This window comes from Bacillus sp. z26 (assembly GCF_058313635.1).
This window is the reverse complement of the sequence record NZ_JBZFQM010000002.1, coordinates 59,125-80,621: the sequence shown is the minus strand read 5'-3', so window position 1 is coordinate 80,621 and position 21,497 is coordinate 59,125. Positions and strand designations below refer to the sequence as shown.

Below are 21,497 nucleotides of genomic sequence, written 5' to 3'. Positions count from 1 at the left end.
TCTATTAATTAATAGGAAAACCTAAACTGTTTTAATGGCAGCTAATTTACTAGAATGGAAGTGCGAAATTACGAAAGCGATTTCAATTAAGTAGTTAAGCAATTGTTTGCCTATTAAAAGAAAAATCAAGGAGGATTGAAAAATGACTTTGCCGAAGAAGCGGATTTTTGCACTGCTAGGTGTATTTTTCATGTTATTGGCAATGCTCCCTCAGGCAAGTGCAAATGCAGAACCTGGAAACACGGAGATTCTCATCCATTATCAGGGAGCTGAGTATACGAAGGATTGGAACTTATGGGTATGGCCTGAAAATGAAGAAGGTCATGTTGAGCAGTTTAACGAAGAGGACGCTTTTGGAAAAGTTGCAAGATTTACACTGGAAGGGCTTCATGAATGGGTTGGTTTTATAATTCGTACAGATTCATGGGAAAAAGATGGCGGAGACCATTGGATTGATGGAATAAAGGATGGAAAGGCGGAGGTGTGGGTCATTTCAGGAGATGATGAAGTGTACTATTCAGAACCTAGCAGTGAGCCAAATATCAAAAAGGCAGAGATGGACAGCTTTACAGAAATCACTGTCACGACAAATAAGCCACTTGATGTAAAGGGGACAGGAATTGAGCTTGAAGGTGCACAAATTCAAGCAATTGTCCCTATTGATGGGAATAACTCAGTAACAAATAAGTTGAGGATTAAAACAAAAAAGAAGCTCGATGTACGCGGCAGCTATGCCGTGAAAATTGAGGGCTATGGGAAGCAGGGTGTAGAGATAGGCCGAGTGGTACGGACAGAAGAGTTTGACCGCCAGTATTATTATAGCGGTAACGATCTAGGGAACACCTACTCTCGTTTCTCAACAAAATTTCGTTTGTGGGCTCCAACTGCTCAAGAGGCAAAGCTCGTTCTCTATAACAATTGGAATGATTCGAAGGGTAAGGAAATAAAGATGAGACCGAGTAAGAAGGGAACATGGACGGCGAATTTAATAGGAAATAAAGACGGTCTATTTTATACGTATAAAGTAAATATAGGTGGAAAATGGACAGAGGCTGTTGACCCATATACAAGAGCAGCGTCAGTCAATGGGCAAAAAGGAGCCGTGATTGACTTGGCGAAAACGAATCCGAAGGGCTGGTATAAACAAAAGAAACCAAAGTTGGCGAACCCAGAGGATTCAGTTATTTATGAATTGCATGTGCGCGACCTTTCCATTCAACCAGAAAGTGGAATTAAGCAAAAGGGGAAATATCTAGGAGTTGCCGAGAGTGGTACAAAGGGGCCGAAAGAGCTGTCGACTGGTCTTGACCATATAAAATCATTAGGAGTGACTCATGTCCAATTTTTGCCAATCTATGATTATAAAACAGTAGATGAAACAAAGCTTGAAGAGCCGCAATATAACTGGGGGTATGACCCGCAAAACTACAATGTACCCGAAGGCTCTTATTCAACCAATCCTTTTGAGCCTAATGTAAGAATAAAAGAATTGAAGCAAATGATCCAAACGCTCCATGAGGAAGAGCTGCGTGTAGTGATGGATGTCGTCTATAACCATATGTTTGATGCTGCGGAGTCAAACTTTCAAAAGTTGGTTCCCGGCTATTACTACCGCTACAATGAGGACGGTACATTGGCCAATGGTACCGGTGTCGGCAATGATACTGCCTCCGAGCGAAGAATGATGCGTAAATTCATAATCGATTCCTCAACCTATTGGGCGAAGGAATATAAACTGGATGGATTTCGATTTGATTTAATGGGAATCCATGATGTTGAAACAATGAATGAAGTAAGGAAGGCTTTGAAGCGTATTGACTCATCATTTATCATACATGGGGAAGGCTGGGATTTAAATACTCCGCTTCCGGCAGATGTAAAAGCAAATCAGAAAAATGCTGAAAAAATGCCGGGTATTGCTCATTTCAATGATGATATTCGGGACGGACTGAAAGGCAGCGTATTTGAAGAGCAGGGTAATGGTTTCATAAATGGAAAATTAAATATGGAAGATCGAATTAAAAAAGGCATTATGGCCGGTCTTGATTATGATGAAACCTTGGCAACATACCGTGATCCGGAACAGGTGATCACTTATGTCGAAGCACATGATAATCATACCCTTTGGGATAAGTTGGAATTAACAAATCAAAATGCAAGTTACGAAGAGAAGAAACAAAGGCATAAACTAGCCTCGTCTATCATTTTAACTTCGCAGGGAATCCCATTTATTCACGCTGGACAAGAATTTATGCGAACGAAGTATGGAGACCATAATAGCTATAAATCCCTAGATGAAATTAATCAATTAGATTGGAAACGGAATGCGGAATTTGCGAATGAAGTAAAGTACATGTCAGGTTTGATTGAACTTCGTAAGAACCATCCTGTATTCAGGATGACGGATGCTTATACTATTAAAGAAAGGATCACTTTTTTGCATGCGCCTGCTAATGCGATTGCCTATAAAATGGATAGCTCAGCGAAAGGTAAGCAAGGGGAAAAATATTTTGTCGTGCATAATGCAAATACCTATGATATTCAACTTACACTACCTGAAAATACTGTTTGGAATGTTCTTGTAAACGAGAATCAGGCTTCCTCAAAACCCTTATATAAACTAAAAGGGGATAAGGTAATTGTTCCTCCATTGAGTACATTTGTACTTAAAGGAGGAAAGAAAGGAGGATACTAAGAGAAGCGAGTTTAATATAAGTAAGTCTTCAGGTCAACCAGCCTTTCTTTATTTGAGAAAGGTTGTTTGACCTTGCTTGCCACTATTATTTTTAAGTATACTTTCATTTTTTGTACTCCTTCTTATTATATATGTAAACTTTCCTGGCTTTTTTGTCTAAAAAGTCAGAACTTTGTAAAAGTTATAGGCAATTAGACTTAATTTGCAGGAAGAAGTTTCCTGTTTTCTTTTTTTTGCGCTATAATTATGAATTATATACAAGAGTATGCGTCAAATCTTTTACGATTTAAACGACGTTTACTCCAAAATGATTGAATATTCTCTCTTTTTCCTTCGAAGATACTTCACGAAATCATCTCTGCAAAGCAGACTGATTCAAATCACTCTCGCATTATGGCAACCACTCGCAAATGATAGCTGAATCATGACGCATTTCAGCTACCTGTTAATTCAGAATCAATCCTTGTACTTTCGTTTAATCGTAGGACATACGTAAGAACCTTTTTCGTGCATTTGGCAATATGAAAGGTTTATTTCACATTCTCATTTTTAGTAGTATGCAATATTTATCTTGTAGTCAGGTGGATGAGGTGCATCCGCAGTATCGTTGATTAAGTCTAGCCACAATCTAGAGGCGATATAAGTGAGCTGCCGCAAAATATGCTAACGAAGCCATTTTAAGAAGGAGGTTTTTTCATGAGCTTGACAGAAGTTGATATTCGGAAAAATTTTCAAGAAGTTTTCAAGGGTCTGACTAAACAGGAAGCGGTAGAGGAGTCAAACCGCTGTCTGTACTGTTATGACGCGCCTTGTATTCAGGCATGCCCGACAGGAATTAATATTCCATCATTCATCAAGAAAATCGCTACAAATAATTTGAAAGGTTCGGCTAAGGCCATTATGAAAGCCAATCCAATGGGTGCAAGCTGTGCGCGGGTTTGCCCAACAGAAGAATTATGTGAGGGGGCATGCGTTCTTAATCACTCGACAAAACCAATTATGATTGGCAACCTCCAGCGATATGCGACAGATTGGGCGATAAAAAATGAACAGTTATTGTTCAAGGCAGGCAAATCCAATGGAAAATCGGTAGCAATCATTGGGGGAGGGCCGGCCGGATTATCGGCTGCAAGGGAGCTGGCCTTGCTTGGATATAAAGTAGTTGTATTTGAAGCTGAAGATAAAGCAGGTGGTTTAAATACGTATGGGATCGTATCGTTCAGGCTCCCGCAAGCAGTATCGTTTTGGGAAGTCGAACAGGTAAGCGGCCTAGGAGTTGAAATTCGTACAGGGCAGCGAGTAGGCATTGATATTCAAGCTGAAGAGATTCTTGCAACCTATGATTATACGCTTTTGGCTGCTGGAATGTCGCATGTTCCGAATCTTGGTATTAACGGTGAAGGACTAGAAGGGGTATTTGACGCAATCGAGTTTGTAAAAGAAACGAAAGTTCATCCGGGCGAAACTCATCTAGCGGGAAAAAAAGCCGTTGTGATTGGGGCTGGGAACACAGCGATTGATGCTGCTACTTGCTCTGTTCGACTTGGAGCAGAAAATGTCAAAATTTTATACAGACGCACAGAGGAAGAAATGACAGCCTATGAGTTTGAGTATGAGTTTGCCAAACAGGATGGTGTTGAATTCAGATGGTTGACTGCCCCAATTGAGATTATTGGCAATGAAGAGGGAAAAGTGATCGGTATAAAATGCATCAAGATGAAGCTCGAAAAATCGGAAGGGGATGGGCGTTCACGACCAGTTCCAGTCCCAGGGACTGAATTTATTCTTGAAACTGATGCTGTCATTAAAGCCATTGGCCAAACAAGACATACGAGCTTAATTGAGCAGTTCGGCATTAAGCACATAGGTGGTGTGGCCATCGTTGATCCTGAGACTTATCAAACCTCAAATGAAAAAGTTTCTGCTTGTGGGGATTGTATTTTTGGTCAAGGTCAAGGGGAAGCGATGGTTGTATCGGCTGCCCAGCAGGGAAAGGAAGCGGCCTATCAGATCCATCATTTATTGTCGCCATCAATGGAGGAAGAAGCACAGATTTTGTAAGTATGAAAAGCATGCAAAGACAGGGGAGGTTTTTGATATGGCAGATTTAAAGATAAATCTTGGGGGCATTAAATCACCAAATCCATTTTGGCTGGCATCTGCGCCGCCGACAAATTCCGGCTACCAGGTGCAAAGGGCATTTGAAGCTGGATGGGGAGGAGCTGTTTGGAAAACGCTTGGTGACCCAATTCTAAATGTATCATCACGGTTTGCCGCTGTTCATTTTAACGGACAGCGTGTAGCAGGATTTAATAATATTGAGCTCATTACAGACCGTCCGCTTGAAGTGAACTTAAAGGAAATTTACGAAACGAAGAAGCGTTTTCCGAATCATGCCATTATTGCATCACTCATGGTGGAACCAAAGCAGGAGAAGTGGCATGAAATCGTTAAGCGTGTCGAAGATGTTGGCGTAGATGGCCTCGAATTGAATTTCGGATGTCCTCACGGCATGGCTGAAAGGGGGATGGGAGCTGCCTCAGGACAGGTGCCGGAGCTAGTCGAGCGTCAAACTTATTGGGCAAAGGAAGTAGCAAAGACACCTGTCATTGTAAAATTGACTCCTAATATTACGGATATCACCGCGACAGCAGAAGCGGCTGTCAATGGAGGAGCAGATGCCATCAGTATGATTAATACCATTAATAGTCTGGCGGGGGTCGACATTGATACTTGGGATACGATTCCTCATGTGGCCGGAAAGGGTGCTCATGGTGGTTATTGCGGGCCGGCTGTTAAACCGATCGCTCTGAATATGGTAGGTGAATGTGCGCGTAACCCGCGTATATTGGTTCCTATCTCCGGGATTGGCGGAATCTCGACATGGCAGGATGCTGTTGAATTCATGTTGATGGGAGCGACTGGGGTACAAGTATGTACAGCTGCGATGCATCACGGTTTCAGCATTGTTGAGGACATGATTGAAGGCTTATCTAACTATCTCGATGATAAAGGGATTGGATCAGTTATGGAGCTTGTCGGGAAGTCTGTTAATAAGTATTCCGATTGGGGAAATCTTGATCTTAATTATAAGGTTGTTGCCCGTATTAATCAGGAAAATTGTATACATTGCAATAAATGCCATATTGCCTGTGAAGACACTTCTCACCAGTGCATTGATCTATTAAAGGATGTGAGTGGTGCAAGCTATGTCCAGGTAAGGGAGGAAGACTGTGTAGGGTGCAATCTTTGCTCCATCGTATGCCCTGCTGAAGGGGCAATTGATATGTTGGAGTTGCCAAACACTTTGCCACCGATGACCTGGAATGAACGGCAGGCGGCTCTCCAGGGAAGCGTAATGGGGAAATAATAAGTAGGTAAGATCATACATTTTAGGGGGAAATAAGGATGAAAAAGATTATTAAAAATGGTGTTATTGTAACGGCGACGGATACGTATGAAGCTGATATAGAAATCAATGAAGGTATCATCACCCAAATTGGCAAGAATTTGGGTGAGAAAGATGCAGAGATTATTGATGCAAAGGGTTCTTATATTTTCCCCGGAGGGATTGACCCACACACCCACTTAGACATGCCATTTGGAGGCACGGTCACAAAGGATGATTTTGAAAGTGGAACGAAGGCGGCGGCTTTCGGAGGGACAACGACAATCATCGATTTCTGTCTAACTTCTAAAGGAGTACCATTAAAGGATGCAGTAAAAACATGGCACGAGAAATCAGAAGATAAAGCCGTTATTGATTACGGATTTCATCTTCAAATAGTTGAAATGACAGATAGTGTTCTGACTGAGCTGCCGGTGATTTCAAAGGAAGAAGGGATTACCTCCTTTAAAGTCTTTATGGCGTATAAAAATCAATTCCAGGCAGATGATGAAACGCTTTTTAAAACACTGATAGCCGGCAAAGAGCTTGGTGCACTCGTCATGGTTCACGCTGAAAATGGGGATGTGATTGATTATCTAGTGAAAAAGGCTCTCGCTGAAGGGAATACGGATCCGATTTTCCATGCGCTCACAAGGCCGCCGGAAGTGGAGGGAGAAGCAACAGGAAGGGCAGCTACTCTAACAGGATTAGCAGATTCACAATTATACGTCGTCCATGTCTCCTGTGCGGAAGCGGCGAAAAAGATTGCCGAGGCGAGAGCGAATGGAATCAATATATGGGGTGAAACATGCCCGCAGTATTTAGTGCTTGACCAAAGCTATTTGGAGAAAGCTGATTTTGAAGGGGCTAAATATGTATGGTCGCCTCCACTCAGGGAGAAATGGAATCAGGATGTGCTCTGGAATGCCCTGAAAACAGGACAATTACAGACAATTGGATCAGACCAGTGTTCTTTCGATTTTAATGGCCAAAAAAATATTGGCAAGAATGATTTTTCTAAAATACCAAATGGCGGGCCGCTTATTGAAGATAGGGTCAGTATTCTTTACTCAGAAGGTGTTGATAAAGGACGTATTACCTTGAATCAATTTGTTGATTTGGTTTCCACACGTGCAGCCAAACTGTTTGGCTTATATCCGCAAAAAGGGACAATCGCCATCGGGGCAGACGCTGATGTAGTCCTCTTTGACCCGAATGTAGAGAGGGTAATATCCGCTGAAACTCATCACATGGCTGTAGATTACAATCCGTTTGAAGGAATGAAGGTGAAGGGTGAGCCTGTCTCTGTGTTATCAAGAGGAGAATTCGTCATTAAGGATAAACAGTTTGTCGGTAAACCGGGAGCCGGCCAATACATTAAGCGAGCTAAGTATCAAGAAACATTGACGGCAAGGGAGACAGCTATATTGTCTAAATAAAAATAAGGATGTGTGCCGGAATGGAAAAGAACACTAATTATTTGAAGTCTCCCGATTTACTTCCTATTAAGTATGAAGATCGAAAGATAGGACCATTTGGTTTTGCCGTCATTTGGGTAGGGATGGCCATCGTACTTGCCGCCTTTGCCATAGGCGGAGGCGGTATCGTTAACCTGCCTTTAGGATTGGTTATTCTGGCCACGGTAATCGGTTCTGTTGCTATTGGGATATTAATGACAATAATTGGAGACATCGGCGTGGAACATGGTCTATCTTTTCCAGTTTATATGAGAGCACCTTTTGGGACAATTGGAACGCATATCCCGTCCATTGTACGTGGGATTACCGCCTCCTGCTGGTTTGGAATCAATACGTATTTTGGCTCAACAGCCATAAATTCAGTATTAAATCTCTTGTTCGATTTTGATAATTGGATCTTCTGTTTTCTTTTATTCACGGCCTTTCAGCTGGTAAACACGGCGATGGGCATCAAGTCCATTGAACGGTTTGCCGATTTGGCTGCACCCATTATCATCCTGATCTCTTGCTGGATGTACATTACCCTTGCTGACAAGGCAGAATCAGCGGGAAGAGATATTTGGTCATGGGTGGAGAGTCCGGCAGCAGGAGGTTCTGCTTTTACGGCTTTCATGATCGTCGTGATGGCCAATATGGGATTTTGGGCGACACTTGCAGCTGATATGCCGACTCTCTCCAGATTTTTTAAAGCTCCTAAGAATGAGAGAAGTTGGTTTAAACGCAATAAGACCCAACTATTCGGAAGCCTTATTGTGATGCCGATTTTCAATACCCTCATGATTGTCATCGGGGCTGTCTCGTATATAGCTGTCGGCACATCTGATCCGATTGTTGCACTTCAAGAATCGGCAAGCGGCATTGTGCTTGGCATCCTATTGTTGATGATCGTATTGGCGCAATGGTCGACTAATACGTCCGCGAATGTCATTCCGGCAGCGACGATTTTCTCGAATGTAGGAGGTCCAAAAGTGCCATTTTGGGTCGGTGTCGTGATTGCGGGTATAATCGGGATCATCGCGCAGCCTTGGAGTCTTTTTGATGTTTTGAATTCAGTTCTATTGATTATTGGTGGGATCTTGAGCTCAATTGTCGGTATCCTCTTCGCAGATTATTATTTACTACGGAAACGAAGGGTTCATGTTAAGGATCTTTATGAATTAAACGGTCAGTTTCATTATTGGAAAGGCATTAATATGGCTGGATTTATTGCCTGGGTTGTAGGAGGAACAGCGGCAAATCTGTTGTCAGCTTATTCCTCTCTTGTCGGCTTCATTGTTGGAGGTGCACTCTATTATGTTCTGGCCAGGTACTGGTGGTTTGTGATGTATCCTCAGGCAGAACTGATTGATCCGAGTGATGAAAAATATTTAGGTCTTACAGCCGGGAGAGACTGGGAGATTGACGGGAAAGAAACAGGCCGAGTACCGGAGACAAAAACCATCTCTAAGCAAATTTAGAAGAAGGAGGATTTCTCTTATGTCAGATTACACGCAGTATCTAGATGAGAAGAAGCGAATTGATTCTTTCCTCGAACAGGGCTTTATCATCAAGTCCATCATGGAAAATTTGAATGGCGCCTATGTAGAGTTCAGTAGCAAGGAGCTCATGCAAGATCCATATGAAAAGCATATTCTACATATCACTTCGCCGGATGCAAGGAAGTATTTCTCCGTTAAGCTGATTGAACAACAGGCTTCACTGAAGAATAAAATGTAGCCATTTATGAAAAGGAGAGTGGTTGGTTTAATGGAAGGGCAAAAACTATTAATCAATGGTGAACGCTTAAAGGAGTCGCTAGAAGCATTTGCGCAATATGGCAAAACGGATAATAACGGAGTGACCAGACTGGCCTTAACAGAGGAGGACAGAGCTGCCAGAAATTATTTAAGGGATTGCTGCGATGAGCTAGGGCTTGAAATCAAGCATGATGACCTAGGCAATATGTACGCTACCTTAAATGGCAGAGAAGATAGACCGCCTATCCTGATTGGCTCACATCTTGATTCTGTAAAAAAGGGAGGAAGATTTGACGGAGTTTTAGGGGTGGCGGCCGGGCTTGAGGTGGTCAGAACACTCATCGAAAATGAAATAACGCCCCGCATTCCAATTACAATTGTTAACTATACGAATGAAGAGGGAGCCCGTTTTGAACCGTCCATGATGTCATCTGGTATACTGTCAGGAAAATTTGCCAAAGATACCATGTTCCAAAAAAAGGATGAAGATGAAATCACTTTTAAAGAAGCTTTGAAATCAATTGGCTATGCAGGAGATGAGAAAAACAGATTGAAAGAAGGAACAGCCTTTTTAGAACTTCATATTGAACAAGGACCGATTTTGGAACAGGAATCTATGTCCATTGGTATCGTCGAGTGTGTAGTTGGGATGGTTTGTTATGAGTGGGAGATTAGTGGAGAATCAGATCATGCAGGAACAACCCCGATGTCGATGAGAAAGGATGCCTTATTCACTGCTAATGATATTATCAGCGAATTACGCAGCCAATTGAGTGAATTGGACACTGAGCTAGTCTATACAATTGGCCGCATGAATGTCTGGCCAAATATTCATACTGTCATACCAGAGAAGGCAGTCTTTTCCTTAGAGGCGAGACATCAAGATTCAAAAGTGATTAAACAGGTTGAGGAAATGATTCGGAAGATTAAGGACTCTTATCAACTAGATGATTGCCAGGTGGAGATTAGGAAACTTTGGGGAAGGGAAACGGTTCTCTTTAATGAGGATCTTTGCAGACAGCTTACAAAAGCAGCAGAGACACTCGGCTATTCGTATAAGGAAATGGTAAGCGGAGCAGGACATGACGCTCAATTCATAGCATCCTATATTCCCACTGCCATGGTGTTCGTCCCGAGCATAAATGGAAAAAGTCATACTGAAGTGGAGCTGACATCTTGGGAGGATTGTGAGAAAGGGGTAAACGTTCTTCTCGAAACAATTCTTAATATGCAATCTGTTTGATGAATACGTACTCATGCCATGAATCTTTTATCAAGTGAAGGTCTGTTGTTTAAATACGAACTAATAGGAGGAAGCAAAAATGTCGATGATCAAAGAGGAAACTCTAGTATTGAAGAATTACATAAATGGTGAGTGGGTGGATGCTTACGGTGCGGAAACATTAGATGTTCCGAACCCGGCAACGGGAGAGGTGCTCGCGCGAGTTCCCTTATCTTCTCTTGAAGATGTAGACAAAGCGGTGCAAGTAGCGGGTGCTGCTTTTAAGGAATGGAGGCATGTGCCTGTTCCAAAACGTGCCCGTATTCTCTATAAATATCACTATCTCTTAACGGAACATCATGAAGAGCTTGCAAAGCTTGTTGTAAAAGAAAATGGAAAGGCTTACAAAGAGGCGTATGGGGAAGTTCAGCGAGGGATTGAGTGTGTTGAATTCGCGGCTGGGGCTCCGACTTTAATGATGGGTGAGACCTTGTCGAATATTGCAGAGGATATTGATTCAGAAATGTTCCGTTATCCGCATGGGGTCGTCGGCGGCATTGCCCCCTTTAATTTTCCGATGATGGTTCCTCTCTGGATGTTCCCACTTGCGATTGCTTGTGGCAACACATTTATCCTCAAGCCATCTGAGCGGACACCGATGCTTGCGAATAAGCTGGCAGAGCTATTTACGGAAGCGGGAGCCCCAAGAGGTGTGCTGAATGTTGTGCATGGCGCCCATGATGTTGTGAATGGGCTGCTTGATCATCCAGAAGTAAAAGCCATTTCATTTGTCGGCTCACAGCCAGTCGCGAAATATGTGTATAGCCGTGCTGCTGCGAACGGGAAAAGAGTACAGGCTCTCTCCGGTGCAAAAAATCATCATATTGTAATGCCTGATGCAGATGTGAAAAAGGCAGCTAGGAATATCATCAGCTCTTCATTCGGGAGTGCTGGCCAGCGTTGCATGGCTTGCAGCGCGGTTGTCATTGTTGGTGAGGGAGAGGTATTTACTGAGGAACTGAAAAGGCAGGCGGATCAGCTCACAATCGGAAATGGAATGGACGAAGATGTATTATTGACCCCTGTCATTAGAGAAGGGCAGCGGGAGAAACTTTTAGGCTATATTGATAACGGTTTGAAGGAAGGGGCAGATTTAATTCGGGACGGAAGAAGCGAAGCGGAATTGCAAAAGGAAGGCTATTTTCTTGGACCAACGATATTTGATCATGTGAAGCCTGAAATGACGCTTGCTAAGGAAGAAATGTTCGGTCCTATCCTTAGTCTGCTCCGAGCTGATTCAATAGATGAAGCTTTAGAGTTTATCAAAAAGTCTAAATATGGAAATGGGGCAACGATTTATACGAAAGATGCCCGTGCAATTAGGCAGTTCCGGGAAGAAGCAGATGCGGGAATGCTCGGGATTAATGTTGGGGTACCGGCTACGATGGCCTTTTTTCCATTCTCCGGTTGGAAGGATTCCTTTTATGGAGACCTTCATGTGAACGGAAAAGACGGCGTTAATTTCTATACACGCAAGAAAATGATTACTTCCAGATTTGATTTTTAATGAAAGGAGGAGACAGATGGTGATGGGAGAGATTAAGGAAGAGACAGATTTGCTGACAAAGGATCGGGACTATGTATGGCATTCAATGAAGCCATATAACCCGAATGCAACCATGATAGCTGAGCAGGCGCAAGGATGCTGGGTCACAGACGCAAATGGCAATCGATTGATTGATGCGATGGCAGGCCTCTGGTGTGTCAATATCGGATATGGCCGTGAGGAACTGGCCGAGGCTGCTTATGAACAATTAAAGAAAATGGCCTATTTTCCATTGAGCCAAAGTCATCAGCCTGCTATTGAGCTTGCGGAAAAGCTAAATAACATGCTTGGAGGCGACTATGTTGTTTTCTTTTCTAACAGTGGATCAGAAGCGAATGAAGCTGCTTTTAAAATAGCAAGGCAATATCATGCACAAAAGGGGGAGCATTCTCGCTATAAATTTATCTCTCGTTATCGCTCTTACCACGGCAATTCAATGGGGGCACTTGCCGCTACGGGACAGGCCCAGCGCAAATATAAGTATGAACCGCTCGCACCGGGATTTATTCACGTAGCTCCGCCAGACTCGTACCGATGGCCGGAAGCGGATGACAGCAAGCCGCTAGAACTGCAATCGGTAAAGGATATGGACCAGGTAATGACGTGGGAGTTAGGTGAGACAATCGCCGGGGTTATTATGGAGCCAATCATTACGGGTGGAGGAGTGCTCATGCCGCCAGAAGGCTATATGTCCGGTGTCCGCGAACTATGTGACAAACACGGAACCTTATTAATTGCCGATGAGGTGATCTGCGGATTTGGAAGGACAGGTGAGCCGTTCGGATTTATGAACTACGGCGTGAAGCCTGATATTGTCACGATGGCAAAAGGAATTACAAGTGGGTATCTTCCATTGTCAGCGACAGCGGTAAAAAGAGAAATCTATGAATCCTTCCAGGGAACAGAGGAGTACGATTATTTCCGCCATGTTAATACTTTTGGCGGAAATCCTGCAGCTTGTGCACTTGCTTTGAAAAATCTTGAACTTATGGAACAAGAGGGCTTATATGAAAATTCCAAAATACTTGGAAAATATATGAAGGAAAGCCTTAAAAAGTCGATTGGCAATCACTCCTTGGTCGGCAATATCCGCGGAAAGGGGTTGTTAATTGGAATCGAGCTTGTTAGGGATAAGGAGACAAAAGCCCCGATTGATATAAATGCAGTCAATCAAGTTATAGCCGGTTGTAAAGAAAAAGGTGTGCTGATTGGCAAAAACGGTGCAACTGTCGCCGGGTTTAATAATATTCTAACCATTGCGCCTCCTTTATCCATCAGCAAGGAAGAGGCAGATATTGTGTGTACCACGGTTGCGGAGGAAATAGCAGTTTTATAAGAATAAAGATAGGGTATTTACAGAGATCATTTTAATGAAGAAATCAGTCTATAACCAGCCTTCATGATAATCTTGTATGTTTTATGATTTAGATTTAATCAATAAGTTCTATGAGGTTACTTATTTGGTCAAAAAAAGAAAGCCGAGAAGGCTTTCTTTTTACTTAGATATAAATTGCTGAGTCCAAATATGACCGTCTTTAGTATAACCTACGCCAATATGAGTATATTTTGTATTCAATATATTCGCTCTGTGTCCTGAGCTATTCATCCACGATTTTACGACTTGTTCCGGAGTAGTTTGTCCTTTTGCGATATTTTCAGCAGCAGCTTTATAGGTGATGCCGAAGTTCTTAATCATCTCAAATGGGGAACCATACACAGGACTAGTATGGCTAAAGTATTTGTTATCTCTCATGTCCTCTGACTTGTATCTTGCAACTCTGGCAAGCTCCCAATCATATTGTAATTCTTTTAGACCTTGTTTGGTTCTTTCTGCATTAACGAGTCTGATAACTTCTTGCTCGTATGCTTTTATATCATCCTGAGTAGGAATATTAATCTTTTGTCCAGGATAAATGAGGTTTATATTTGAGATTTGTGTATTTGCAGCAATTAGTTCACTGATCCCTGTCTCAGTTTTGACAGCAATTTTCCATAAAGTATCTCCAGAGACAACGCTATATTGATAGTCTGCAAAAACTGATGCTGTAGGTAGCAATAAAGTGGTTGTGAGTGTAATAGATATAATTTTTTTCTTCATCTTTCCTCTCCTTATGAATTTTTAATAGAAGTTTCATTATATAAAAGGATAGAAGAGAAAAGGGTTGTAAATAATAGGAAATCTATAATATCCATAATGGATCCTTAATAGAAACTGTTTTATACGAGAATGGTAGTTTATGGTTTCGGTATTAAGAGTATGGAGAGAGAAAGCTGGTGATTAATGGTTTTAGGGGGAAGACATTGCTAAAATATACCAGAAATTATATGGGAGGGGATTAACTTCCGGACCGAAGAGCCTTTCGTTAACCGATGAAAGGGACATTATTTAGAGCGGTATAAATATATGATTTAAATTATGGATATATCGAATTGTGACAAATTTAAAAACTTACTATCCTTTCCGGCTATAAGTCTTTTATACTAGAAACAGATAGGTGGAAAGGGGTTCTAAATAATGAAAAAAATGGTAATAGGAGTGAGTGTTGCATTATTATTAACAGGCTGCCATGTTCCTGAAAATTACATAAAGGAAAATCAAAAGGCAGAGGTTGAAAGTTCTGTTGACCAGAAAACAGTATATACGTATATTAAGAAAGCAAAAGCACATCTCAATACAGCTCCAAATTATAATTCAGCAGTTTTTGAAGACCGATTTATGAAGATGGCCAGTGATTCTTTTCAACTCTCCGTTAAAGAAGTCACAGAGATTTACACAGCTTACGAATATAATGAATAAATGTTTACGCATTAATAAAGTGAGATGATTTATTTGTGACCACTTAAAATAAAGCGCTTTCAAATATTACTTTTAATACTATAATTAATATTGTATTAACAATTATAATAAATGGGTAATATTCTATAGAGGGTTAATGCAGAGAGGAAGTGGCACTATGAGTCTCCAAACTGTTCTTTTTGATTACGATGGAACCATTGCCGATACTTTACCTGTATGTTTCGAGGCATTTAGGTATGTATTTAATAAATATGATCAAAGAAATTTAACTAATGAAGAAATCATTCAATTATTTGGTCCTATTGAGGATCTTATTATTAGAAAACATTTGCAAAATAAGGAAAAAGTTGAGTATGCCATAGAAGATTTTTATGATCAATACGAAAAAGGGCATAATCGAGAGTTTGAATACTTAACAGAAATTCAGGAAATGTTGGATGTTTTGAAGGATATGGATGTTAATCTGGGGATTATTACAAGAAAAAGCAGAAGATCTTTAACATTATCATTAGAAACTTTGAATCTATATGATTATTTTGATGTGACCATCTCCGGAGATGAAGTGAAGGAAAACAAACCAAGTCCTGAAGGTATCCAGAAAGCATTAAAGTTACTTCATAATGCGCCCTCTGAAGCATTATTCGTTGGGGATAGTCAAGTTGATATGGCTGCAGGAGCCTCGGCAAAAGTGACAACGATTGCAGCTCAATGGTTTAGCACGGTTCAATCCACAACATATGAAACAAAACCATCACATATATGTAAAACATTGCCTGATTTTACTAAATTAATAAAAAAATATAAACATGTACCTGTTAATAAGCTGTAAAAATGACGAATCTACTAGTGTAATCTTTTTATTTAACATCTCTTGTTAAATGAAAAGGTTTTTTTTATGTCCAATAAGGTAATTCTAGGATAAATCATTGTGAAAACAATTCCTTAGTTTAGTATAATAAGAATGTATGTGAAAGGGGGCAATTCATTGAAGAGTAAAAAAACGATATGGGGAAGTATAGGAATTTTCTTATTGATTCTTCTCTTAGGTGGTTGTAATAATATTGCCAGTCCGGAAGAGCGATTAAATGAATACATAAACCTTTGGAACGAACAAAAATTTGAAAAAATGTATTCGGATTATGTAGCAGTTTCAGTAAAAGATAAGGTTAAGAAAGAACAATATGTCAATCGGTATGAAAAGGTATATGAGGATTTAGAAATTTCGGATTTATCAGTAAAAAGTGCATTCAAGGATGAGAATGAGTTGAAGGACAAGAAAAGCATAACCCTTCCGATTCAAGTGAAAATGAATTCGCTTGCAGGTCCGATTGAATTCGAAAAAGAAGTAACCATGAAGCTTGAAACAAAAGATGAGGAAGAGAATTGGTATGTTGATTGGGATACAACTTATATTTTCCCGGAACTAAAACCGGACGATAAGATAGGTATTAAACATACCACTGGTAAAAGGGGAGAAATCCTCGATCGAAACGGGAATGGTCTTGCTATAAATGGAATTGCACAAACAGTAGGAATTGTTCCGGAGAATTTTGATGAATCTAAAAAAGCTGTGTTAACCAAATTATTGAATCTCAGTGATGATTATATTGACAAGCAGCTAAATCAGAGCTGGGTGCAACCAAGTTATTTTGTACCAATCAAAACGATTCAAAATAATCAAAAAGAGCTAATTGAAAAGATAAAAGTAATCAATGGTGTCAGTTTTCAAGAAAAAGAAATTCGGGAATATCCTTATAAAGAAAGTGCCGCTCATTTAACAGGTTATGTGGGAACCATTACTGCTGAAGAGCTGGAGAAAAATAAAGATAAAGGATATACGAATGACAGTGTCATTGGTAAAAGAGGGCTTGAGCAATTATTAGAGGACAAGCTTCGTCCTAAAGATGGGTATACCATTTATATTGATCGTAAAGAAGACCCTGTGGTGATTGCTGAAACAGAAGCTCAGGATGGGGAAAATTTTAGATTAGTTATAGATGCTGAATTGCAAAAGCTGGCCTTTCAAAATATGAAGGGAGCTGCGGGTACCTTTGCAGCTGTTCAGCCCAAAACGGGTGATGTGTTGGCGCTTGTAAGTTCTCCATCATTTAATCCAAATGATTTTGTGCTTGGGATTAGCTCAGAGAAATATAATCAACTGGAAAAAGATAAGAAACAACCGCTGCTTAATCGATTTGCGGCAACCTATTCACCAGGCTCAACCATTAAGCCGATTATTGCAGCGATTGGTTTAAGTTCCGGTAAACTTGACCCAGAGAAACAAATGGATATTAAAGGGTTAAAATGGTCCAAAGGAAAAGATTGGGGAGATGCCTCAATTACAAGGGTAAGTGATCCAGGACATCCTGTTAATTTGCAGACCGCATTGCAAATATCAGATAATATTTATTTTGCTCAGACAGCCCTTTCAATTGGTGAGAAGGATTTAATTAATGGATTTAAGGAATTGGGAATTGGCGAAGATAAATTTCCGCTCGAATATCCAATTCGAGCCTCACAATATTCAAATAGCGATAAGTTAGAAAGCAGTAAGCTATTGGCAGATACAGGCTATGGACAAGGAGAAGTATTGATGAGTGCGGTGCATTTGTCCAGCATTTACGGAACGATTGTAAATGATGGGAAATTAATGAAGCCTCGTCTTTATCTTGATACTGAATCAGCTGTGTGGCACGATTCTTTTTTAACGAAGGAACAGGCAAAGACCTTGAAAACTGATTTGAGAAAAGTTGTAACAAGTGGTACAGGTAAAGCGGCCAACACACCTAAATTAGAGTTAGCTGGTAAGACAGGAACAGCTGAATTGAAAAAGACACAGGATGAAGAAGGCGTGGAAAATGGACTATTCGTAGCCTATGATCAAAAAAATCCAAAAGCCATTATGTCACTATTAATTGAAGATGTGCAAAATAATGGCGGAGGCAAAGAGGTTCAATCCATTATCCAAAAGACATTCCTAAACTGGGATTCTTCTGAAATTGAATAATTAAAAGGTAATAGAACAAGAATTAGAAAAGATGCTTCCACTAGAAAGTAGAGTGGAAGCATCTTTTTTATGTAAGTCTTTTTAAAAAGTCATTTCGCATTAAATGTAGAATAGCTATAATAGTGTGAGTTAAAAAACTCCAGAGTGAAGTCTATATGTTGGTATCCCGTTTAATGATTCATTATATTTTTGTACAAGAAAACGCTAATACAACTGGAATTCTGAGTCTTCTATTATATTCTTTTTCATCATTGAAGTTTTTACGTACAGGTTGACCTTCTCGTAAATCAGTCACTGAAAAGCCAGAACAGACAAGAGCTCTAAAGTATTGTTCGACTGTTCGGTGATATTTTACCACTATTTGTTCAATCCAAGGTTCTTTTCTTTCCCCATCAAGGAAATAATCATCTACAATCCAATTTTCACGTCTATCACCAGTTGCTTTACTTTGAAAAGAAGCAGTAGTAATTGGATGTTGAACGCTGAAAACAAACTTACCTTCGTCTTTTAATGACAAATGTATATTTTTAAAGAGGGAGTGAATATCGGATACATAGTGTATAGCAAATCTTGACGTTACAATGTCAAACTTTTCTTTTAAGTAAGGATATGATTCCATTGTATGATGATACACGCTTCCATTAATCCCTGATAGATTCCTTTTTGCAGCCTTCACCATTTGTTCAGAACCCTCAATCCCAGTGTAAGTTGCTGCACCTCGTTCTAATAAATCTTTGCCAAAAGAAGCGTCACCACAACCCAAGTCTAATAGATTTTTATTTTTAAAGTCATCCATTAGATCAAAAATAATCGGAGTTTCAATAGCATTATTAGGGCTATCTTTCCTAGCTCTTCTTGTCATATAGTTTGAAAAAAACTCTTCCTCTTCATAAACGCTAGGTCCCCTGAATTCCATAAATTCCTCCTCGTAATTTTTTGGTATTTGAGTACTTTCATACAGCGATCAACTCTTAGTAGAATATGCTTTTGTATATAATACCATAAAAGGTAAATTAACCCTTGTTTTCTTGCGGGGTGAGTAAAATAGCTGGAAAAAGAACCGGGAGAGAATAAATTTGAGGATATAGTAAGAAAACTACGAGGAAGAAAGATAACAAGTTTAATAAGGAAAACCGTCTATTTGATCTTGGATATCAATTCAAGGGATGGTGGCATGTCAATACATTCGACCAGCAATTACCTAATTTATAGTTTTTCATTTCGATTGAACACTAACATGGGAATGAAATTCATTAAGAAGTAGGAATAAAGTGACCTCCAAAAGGTAGAGTTGGGATTTAAATTAGGGGGTGCAGAACAGAAGAAGGGGGAGGAAGTAGGCCTGTTCTTTCGAAAAATTCATATCTTCCATTTTGTTAGAGTTTGAGATTCAGGTTAACGGATTTTTTTAATAGTTATGGAAAAAGGCATCAGTCAAACACTGATGCCTTCAGTCTGTTTATCTGGAAATATCAATAATCCTGTCTTCAACATACGGTGATACAGTTTGATCAGGGAAGGATTGGATGTAATCGGAGAAAATCTCCCAATCTACGAATCCTGGTTCGCTTACACGGCCATCTGCGTAAATATCTGCAAAGACGGAATAGCCATCTCCGCCTTTAGCGGTGAAGATGTTCGTGGCAGCGAAGTAGGTCTCAGTATCAGAGAGTGGGGTATATTCCCCATCCTGGAGTATTTCTACTGATTGGACGCGTGCTCCTACTGGTTTAGAGCTGTCATAGGTAAAGTGCATGCCTGCAACCTGCAGGTAACCGCCGCTAGCACTTGGAGCTGCACTAACGCTATGTTCAAGAGCTGTTTTTAGTTCAGCTCCGCTGATTTCTATGATTGCGAGTGCGTTACTGAATGGAAGGACTGTCATCACGTCCGCTAATGTGATTGGTCCAGCCTTTAAGGTTGTCCGGACACCGCCGCCATTTTGGAGTGCAATTACTGTATTTGAGTTGATGGTTTTTGCCTTGTCGAGCATCCCATCAGCAATCAAGTTGCCAAGATTTGTTTCGCCAGTCCTTGCAGCAGGATTGCCCCCAATTAAGTCAACTGTTGTTGTGCCGACAACTTGTTTTTTCTTTGCATCAACAACCGGCTTGTACTTCGCTAGAATTTGAGCTGCTGCCGGGTTTTCGGTAAAGATATAAGAACCTTGCTCATTCTTGGCGTCAATGCTTATCAGCTCCCCTTTATAGGCGATGACTTTCCCTTTTTTATCAAAGCTTACATCAAGCTCCCCTAGATATTTGGAATACTCGTTAGCTTGGACGATGATCGTTGGTTCTTTGAATTTATCCACAACGACTGGCTGATCCAGCTGTGAATGAGAATGGCCGCCGACAATGATGTCGATTCCTTCGACTTGATTGGCCAGCTCGAGATCATTGTCACCACCGCCATCATTGTAACCAATATGGGTAAGGGCAACGATTTTATCAACGCTTTGTCTCTTGAATGCTTTCACAGACGCTTTTGCTGAAGCGATATACTCTTCGAATCTAACATCTCCAGGACTTGAGATACTGGTAGTCTCAGCTGTCGTTAAGCCGAAAATGCCGACTTTCTCACCATTTATATTCTTGATGATGCCGTCATAGATTTTTCCATCATGTGGTTTTGCGGAATATGTGTTATTTTGAAGGTTCTTCATGAGGGTATCCTTGCTGAAATTAACATTTGCGCTTACAAATGGGAATTCGGCATTTTGTACAAATGGTAGCAATGTCTCAGTCCCAAGATCAAATTCATGGTTGCCGAATGTAAACGCATCGAATTCGGCGAGGTTCATCAATTCTAAATCGGCTAGCCCCTTAAATTCATTGAAATAAAGGGTGCCAGAGAACACATCACCGGCATGGAGAAGAAGATTATTTGTATTTCCATTGCGATGTTCATCGATTGCGGTTAGTTGCCGAGGTGTATTTTCAATGTTGGCGTGCGTATCGTTGACATGAAGGACACGTAATTGATAATCAGGGGCTTTTAATGCTAGTTGCAGCATGGTAATAAATTCAGATAGGCTAACCTTGTGGCTATAGCCAAATTCAGTATCGGAAATGCCTTCAGCAATACCATAAAGAACGATAGAACCGATTCTTTCTCGGTGTTTCTTAGGTACATCAGTGAAGGCTGTTTCGGTGCTTCCTTTCAAATCAAAAGCATTGGCAATCCATACTGTAAGCTCTCCGCGAGTTAAAGTCTCATTGCTGCCGAACTTATTCTTGCTTTTCGCTTCAAGGATACCAGCATGGATTAATGAGCTTACAGCTTTTTGGGACGATTTTGGCACATCTGTAAAATTTGTCTTTGGTGCTTTTTGGTAATCGAGCTTTAATGCACGCGCTATCAGTTCCGCTGCATCAATTCGGGTTAAGGATTCCTGTTTCTTAGCGGTTTGAGGAGAAACACCCAGTTCCTGAATAAAACGAGCTTCACTCTGCCGGTTAGCTGTCTTTGCATCCACCATCGGAACAACCAATGTTCCAGCAAGCGTAGCAGCCATTGTGATAACGGTAAACATACGACAAAACTTCAATCGCAACTTCATAAATCG

General features: G+C 40.7%; 15 protein-coding genes. 12 read left to right on the top strand and 3 right to left on the bottom strand.

The features are described from left to right. Positions 1–142: 142 nt before the first annotated feature. The 9 genes from pulA to AC4G3K_RS05490 all read left to right on the top strand — a co-directional run bounded on the left by pulA (position 143) and on the right by AC4G3K_RS05490 (position 13,461). Entirely contained in the window at positions 143–2,695 is a 2,553-nt protein-coding gene (gene pulA, locus AC4G3K_RS05530) for a type I pullulanase (protein ID WP_491132720.1), read from the top strand. Positions 2,696–3,391: 696 nt separating this feature from the next. Then, positions 3,392–4,756, top strand: a complete 1,365-nt coding sequence (locus tag AC4G3K_RS05525; RefSeq protein WP_491132719.1) for an NAD(P)-dependent oxidoreductase — start codon at positions 3,392–3,394, stop codon at positions 4,754–4,756. A gap of 37 nt (positions 4,757–4,793) precedes the next feature. Next, positions 4,794–6,065: an NAD-dependent dihydropyrimidine dehydrogenase subunit PreA gene (gene preA / locus AC4G3K_RS05520; RefSeq protein ID WP_491132718.1), complete on the top strand. Its 1,272-nt coding sequence runs from the start codon at positions 4,794–4,796 to the stop codon at positions 6,063–6,065. Positions 6,066–6,103: 38 nt separating this feature from the next. Next, a complete protein-coding gene (gene hydA / locus AC4G3K_RS05515; RefSeq protein WP_491132717.1) occupies positions 6,104–7,522 on the top strand; it encodes a dihydropyrimidinase in 1,419 nt (472 codons plus the stop codon). A gap of 20 nt (positions 7,523–7,542) precedes the next feature. After that, positions 7,543–9,018 (top strand): NCS1 family transporter, encoded by a 1,476-nt coding sequence (locus AC4G3K_RS05510; protein WP_491132716.1) that lies wholly within the window; start codon positions 7,543–7,545, stop codon positions 9,016–9,018. A 19-nt stretch (positions 9,019–9,037) separates the two neighbouring features. Then, entirely contained in the window at positions 9,038–9,277 is a 240-nt protein-coding gene (locus AC4G3K_RS05505) for a hypothetical protein (RefSeq protein WP_491077109.1), read from the top strand. 30 nt (positions 9,278–9,307) lie between these two features. Then, on the top strand, positions 9,308–10,540 hold the full coding sequence (locus AC4G3K_RS05500) for a Zn-dependent hydrolase (RefSeq protein WP_491132715.1): 1,233 nt from the start codon (positions 9,308–9,310) through the stop codon (positions 10,538–10,540). Positions 10,541–10,619: 79 nt separating this feature from the next. Continuing rightward, positions 10,620–12,086 (top strand): CoA-acylating methylmalonate-semialdehyde dehydrogenase, encoded by a 1,467-nt coding sequence (locus AC4G3K_RS05495; RefSeq protein ID WP_491132714.1) that lies wholly within the window; start codon positions 10,620–10,622, stop codon positions 12,084–12,086. Between the two features lie 22 nt (positions 12,087–12,108). Beyond that, positions 12,109–13,461, top strand: a complete 1,353-nt coding sequence (locus tag AC4G3K_RS05490) for an aspartate aminotransferase family protein (protein ID WP_491133236.1) — start codon at positions 12,109–12,111, stop codon at positions 13,459–13,461. Between the two features lie 159 nt (positions 13,462–13,620). Here the strand turns inward: AC4G3K_RS05490 and safA are convergent, their stop codons facing one another. Then, positions 13,621–14,223 carry a SafA/ExsA family spore coat assembly protein gene (gene safA / locus AC4G3K_RS05485; protein WP_491132713.1) on the bottom strand — a complete coding sequence of 201 codons (603 nt, stop codon included), beginning with the start codon at positions 14,221–14,223 and terminating at the stop codon, positions 13,621–13,623. Between the two features lie 417 nt (positions 14,224–14,640). Here safA and AC4G3K_RS05480 point away from each other — a divergent pair, with 417 nt between their 5' ends. The 3 genes from AC4G3K_RS05480 to AC4G3K_RS05470 all read left to right on the top strand — a co-directional run bounded on the left by AC4G3K_RS05480 (position 14,641) and on the right by AC4G3K_RS05470 (position 17,929). Beyond that, positions 14,641–14,922, top strand: coding sequence for a hypothetical protein (locus tag AC4G3K_RS05480; protein WP_491132712.1), 282 nt, complete (start codon positions 14,641–14,643; stop codon positions 14,920–14,922). 157 nt (positions 14,923–15,079) lie between these two features. Beyond that, positions 15,080–15,751 (top strand): HAD family hydrolase, encoded by a 672-nt coding sequence (locus AC4G3K_RS05475; protein ID WP_491132711.1) that lies wholly within the window; start codon positions 15,080–15,082, stop codon positions 15,749–15,751. A gap of 156 nt (positions 15,752–15,907) precedes the next feature. Further along, complete coding sequence (locus tag AC4G3K_RS05470; RefSeq protein ID WP_491132710.1) at positions 15,908–17,929, top strand: penicillin-binding transpeptidase domain-containing protein; 2,022 nt, start codon at positions 15,908–15,910, stop codon at positions 17,927–17,929. Between the two features lie 181 nt (positions 17,930–18,110). On the opposite strand, the gene AC4G3K_RS05465 is transcribed toward AC4G3K_RS05470, so the two are convergent. Together AC4G3K_RS05465 and AC4G3K_RS05460 are read right to left on the bottom strand one after the other, a co-directional pair. Further along, positions 18,111–18,845, bottom strand: a complete 735-nt coding sequence (locus AC4G3K_RS05465) for a class I SAM-dependent methyltransferase (RefSeq protein WP_491132709.1) — start codon at positions 18,843–18,845, stop codon at positions 18,111–18,113. Between the two features lie 543 nt (positions 18,846–19,388). After that, a complete protein-coding gene (locus AC4G3K_RS05460) occupies positions 19,389–21,479 on the bottom strand; it encodes a 5'-nucleotidase C-terminal domain-containing protein (RefSeq protein WP_491132708.1) in 2,091 nt (696 codons plus the stop codon). Between the last annotated feature and the right edge of the window lie 18 nt (positions 21,480–21,497).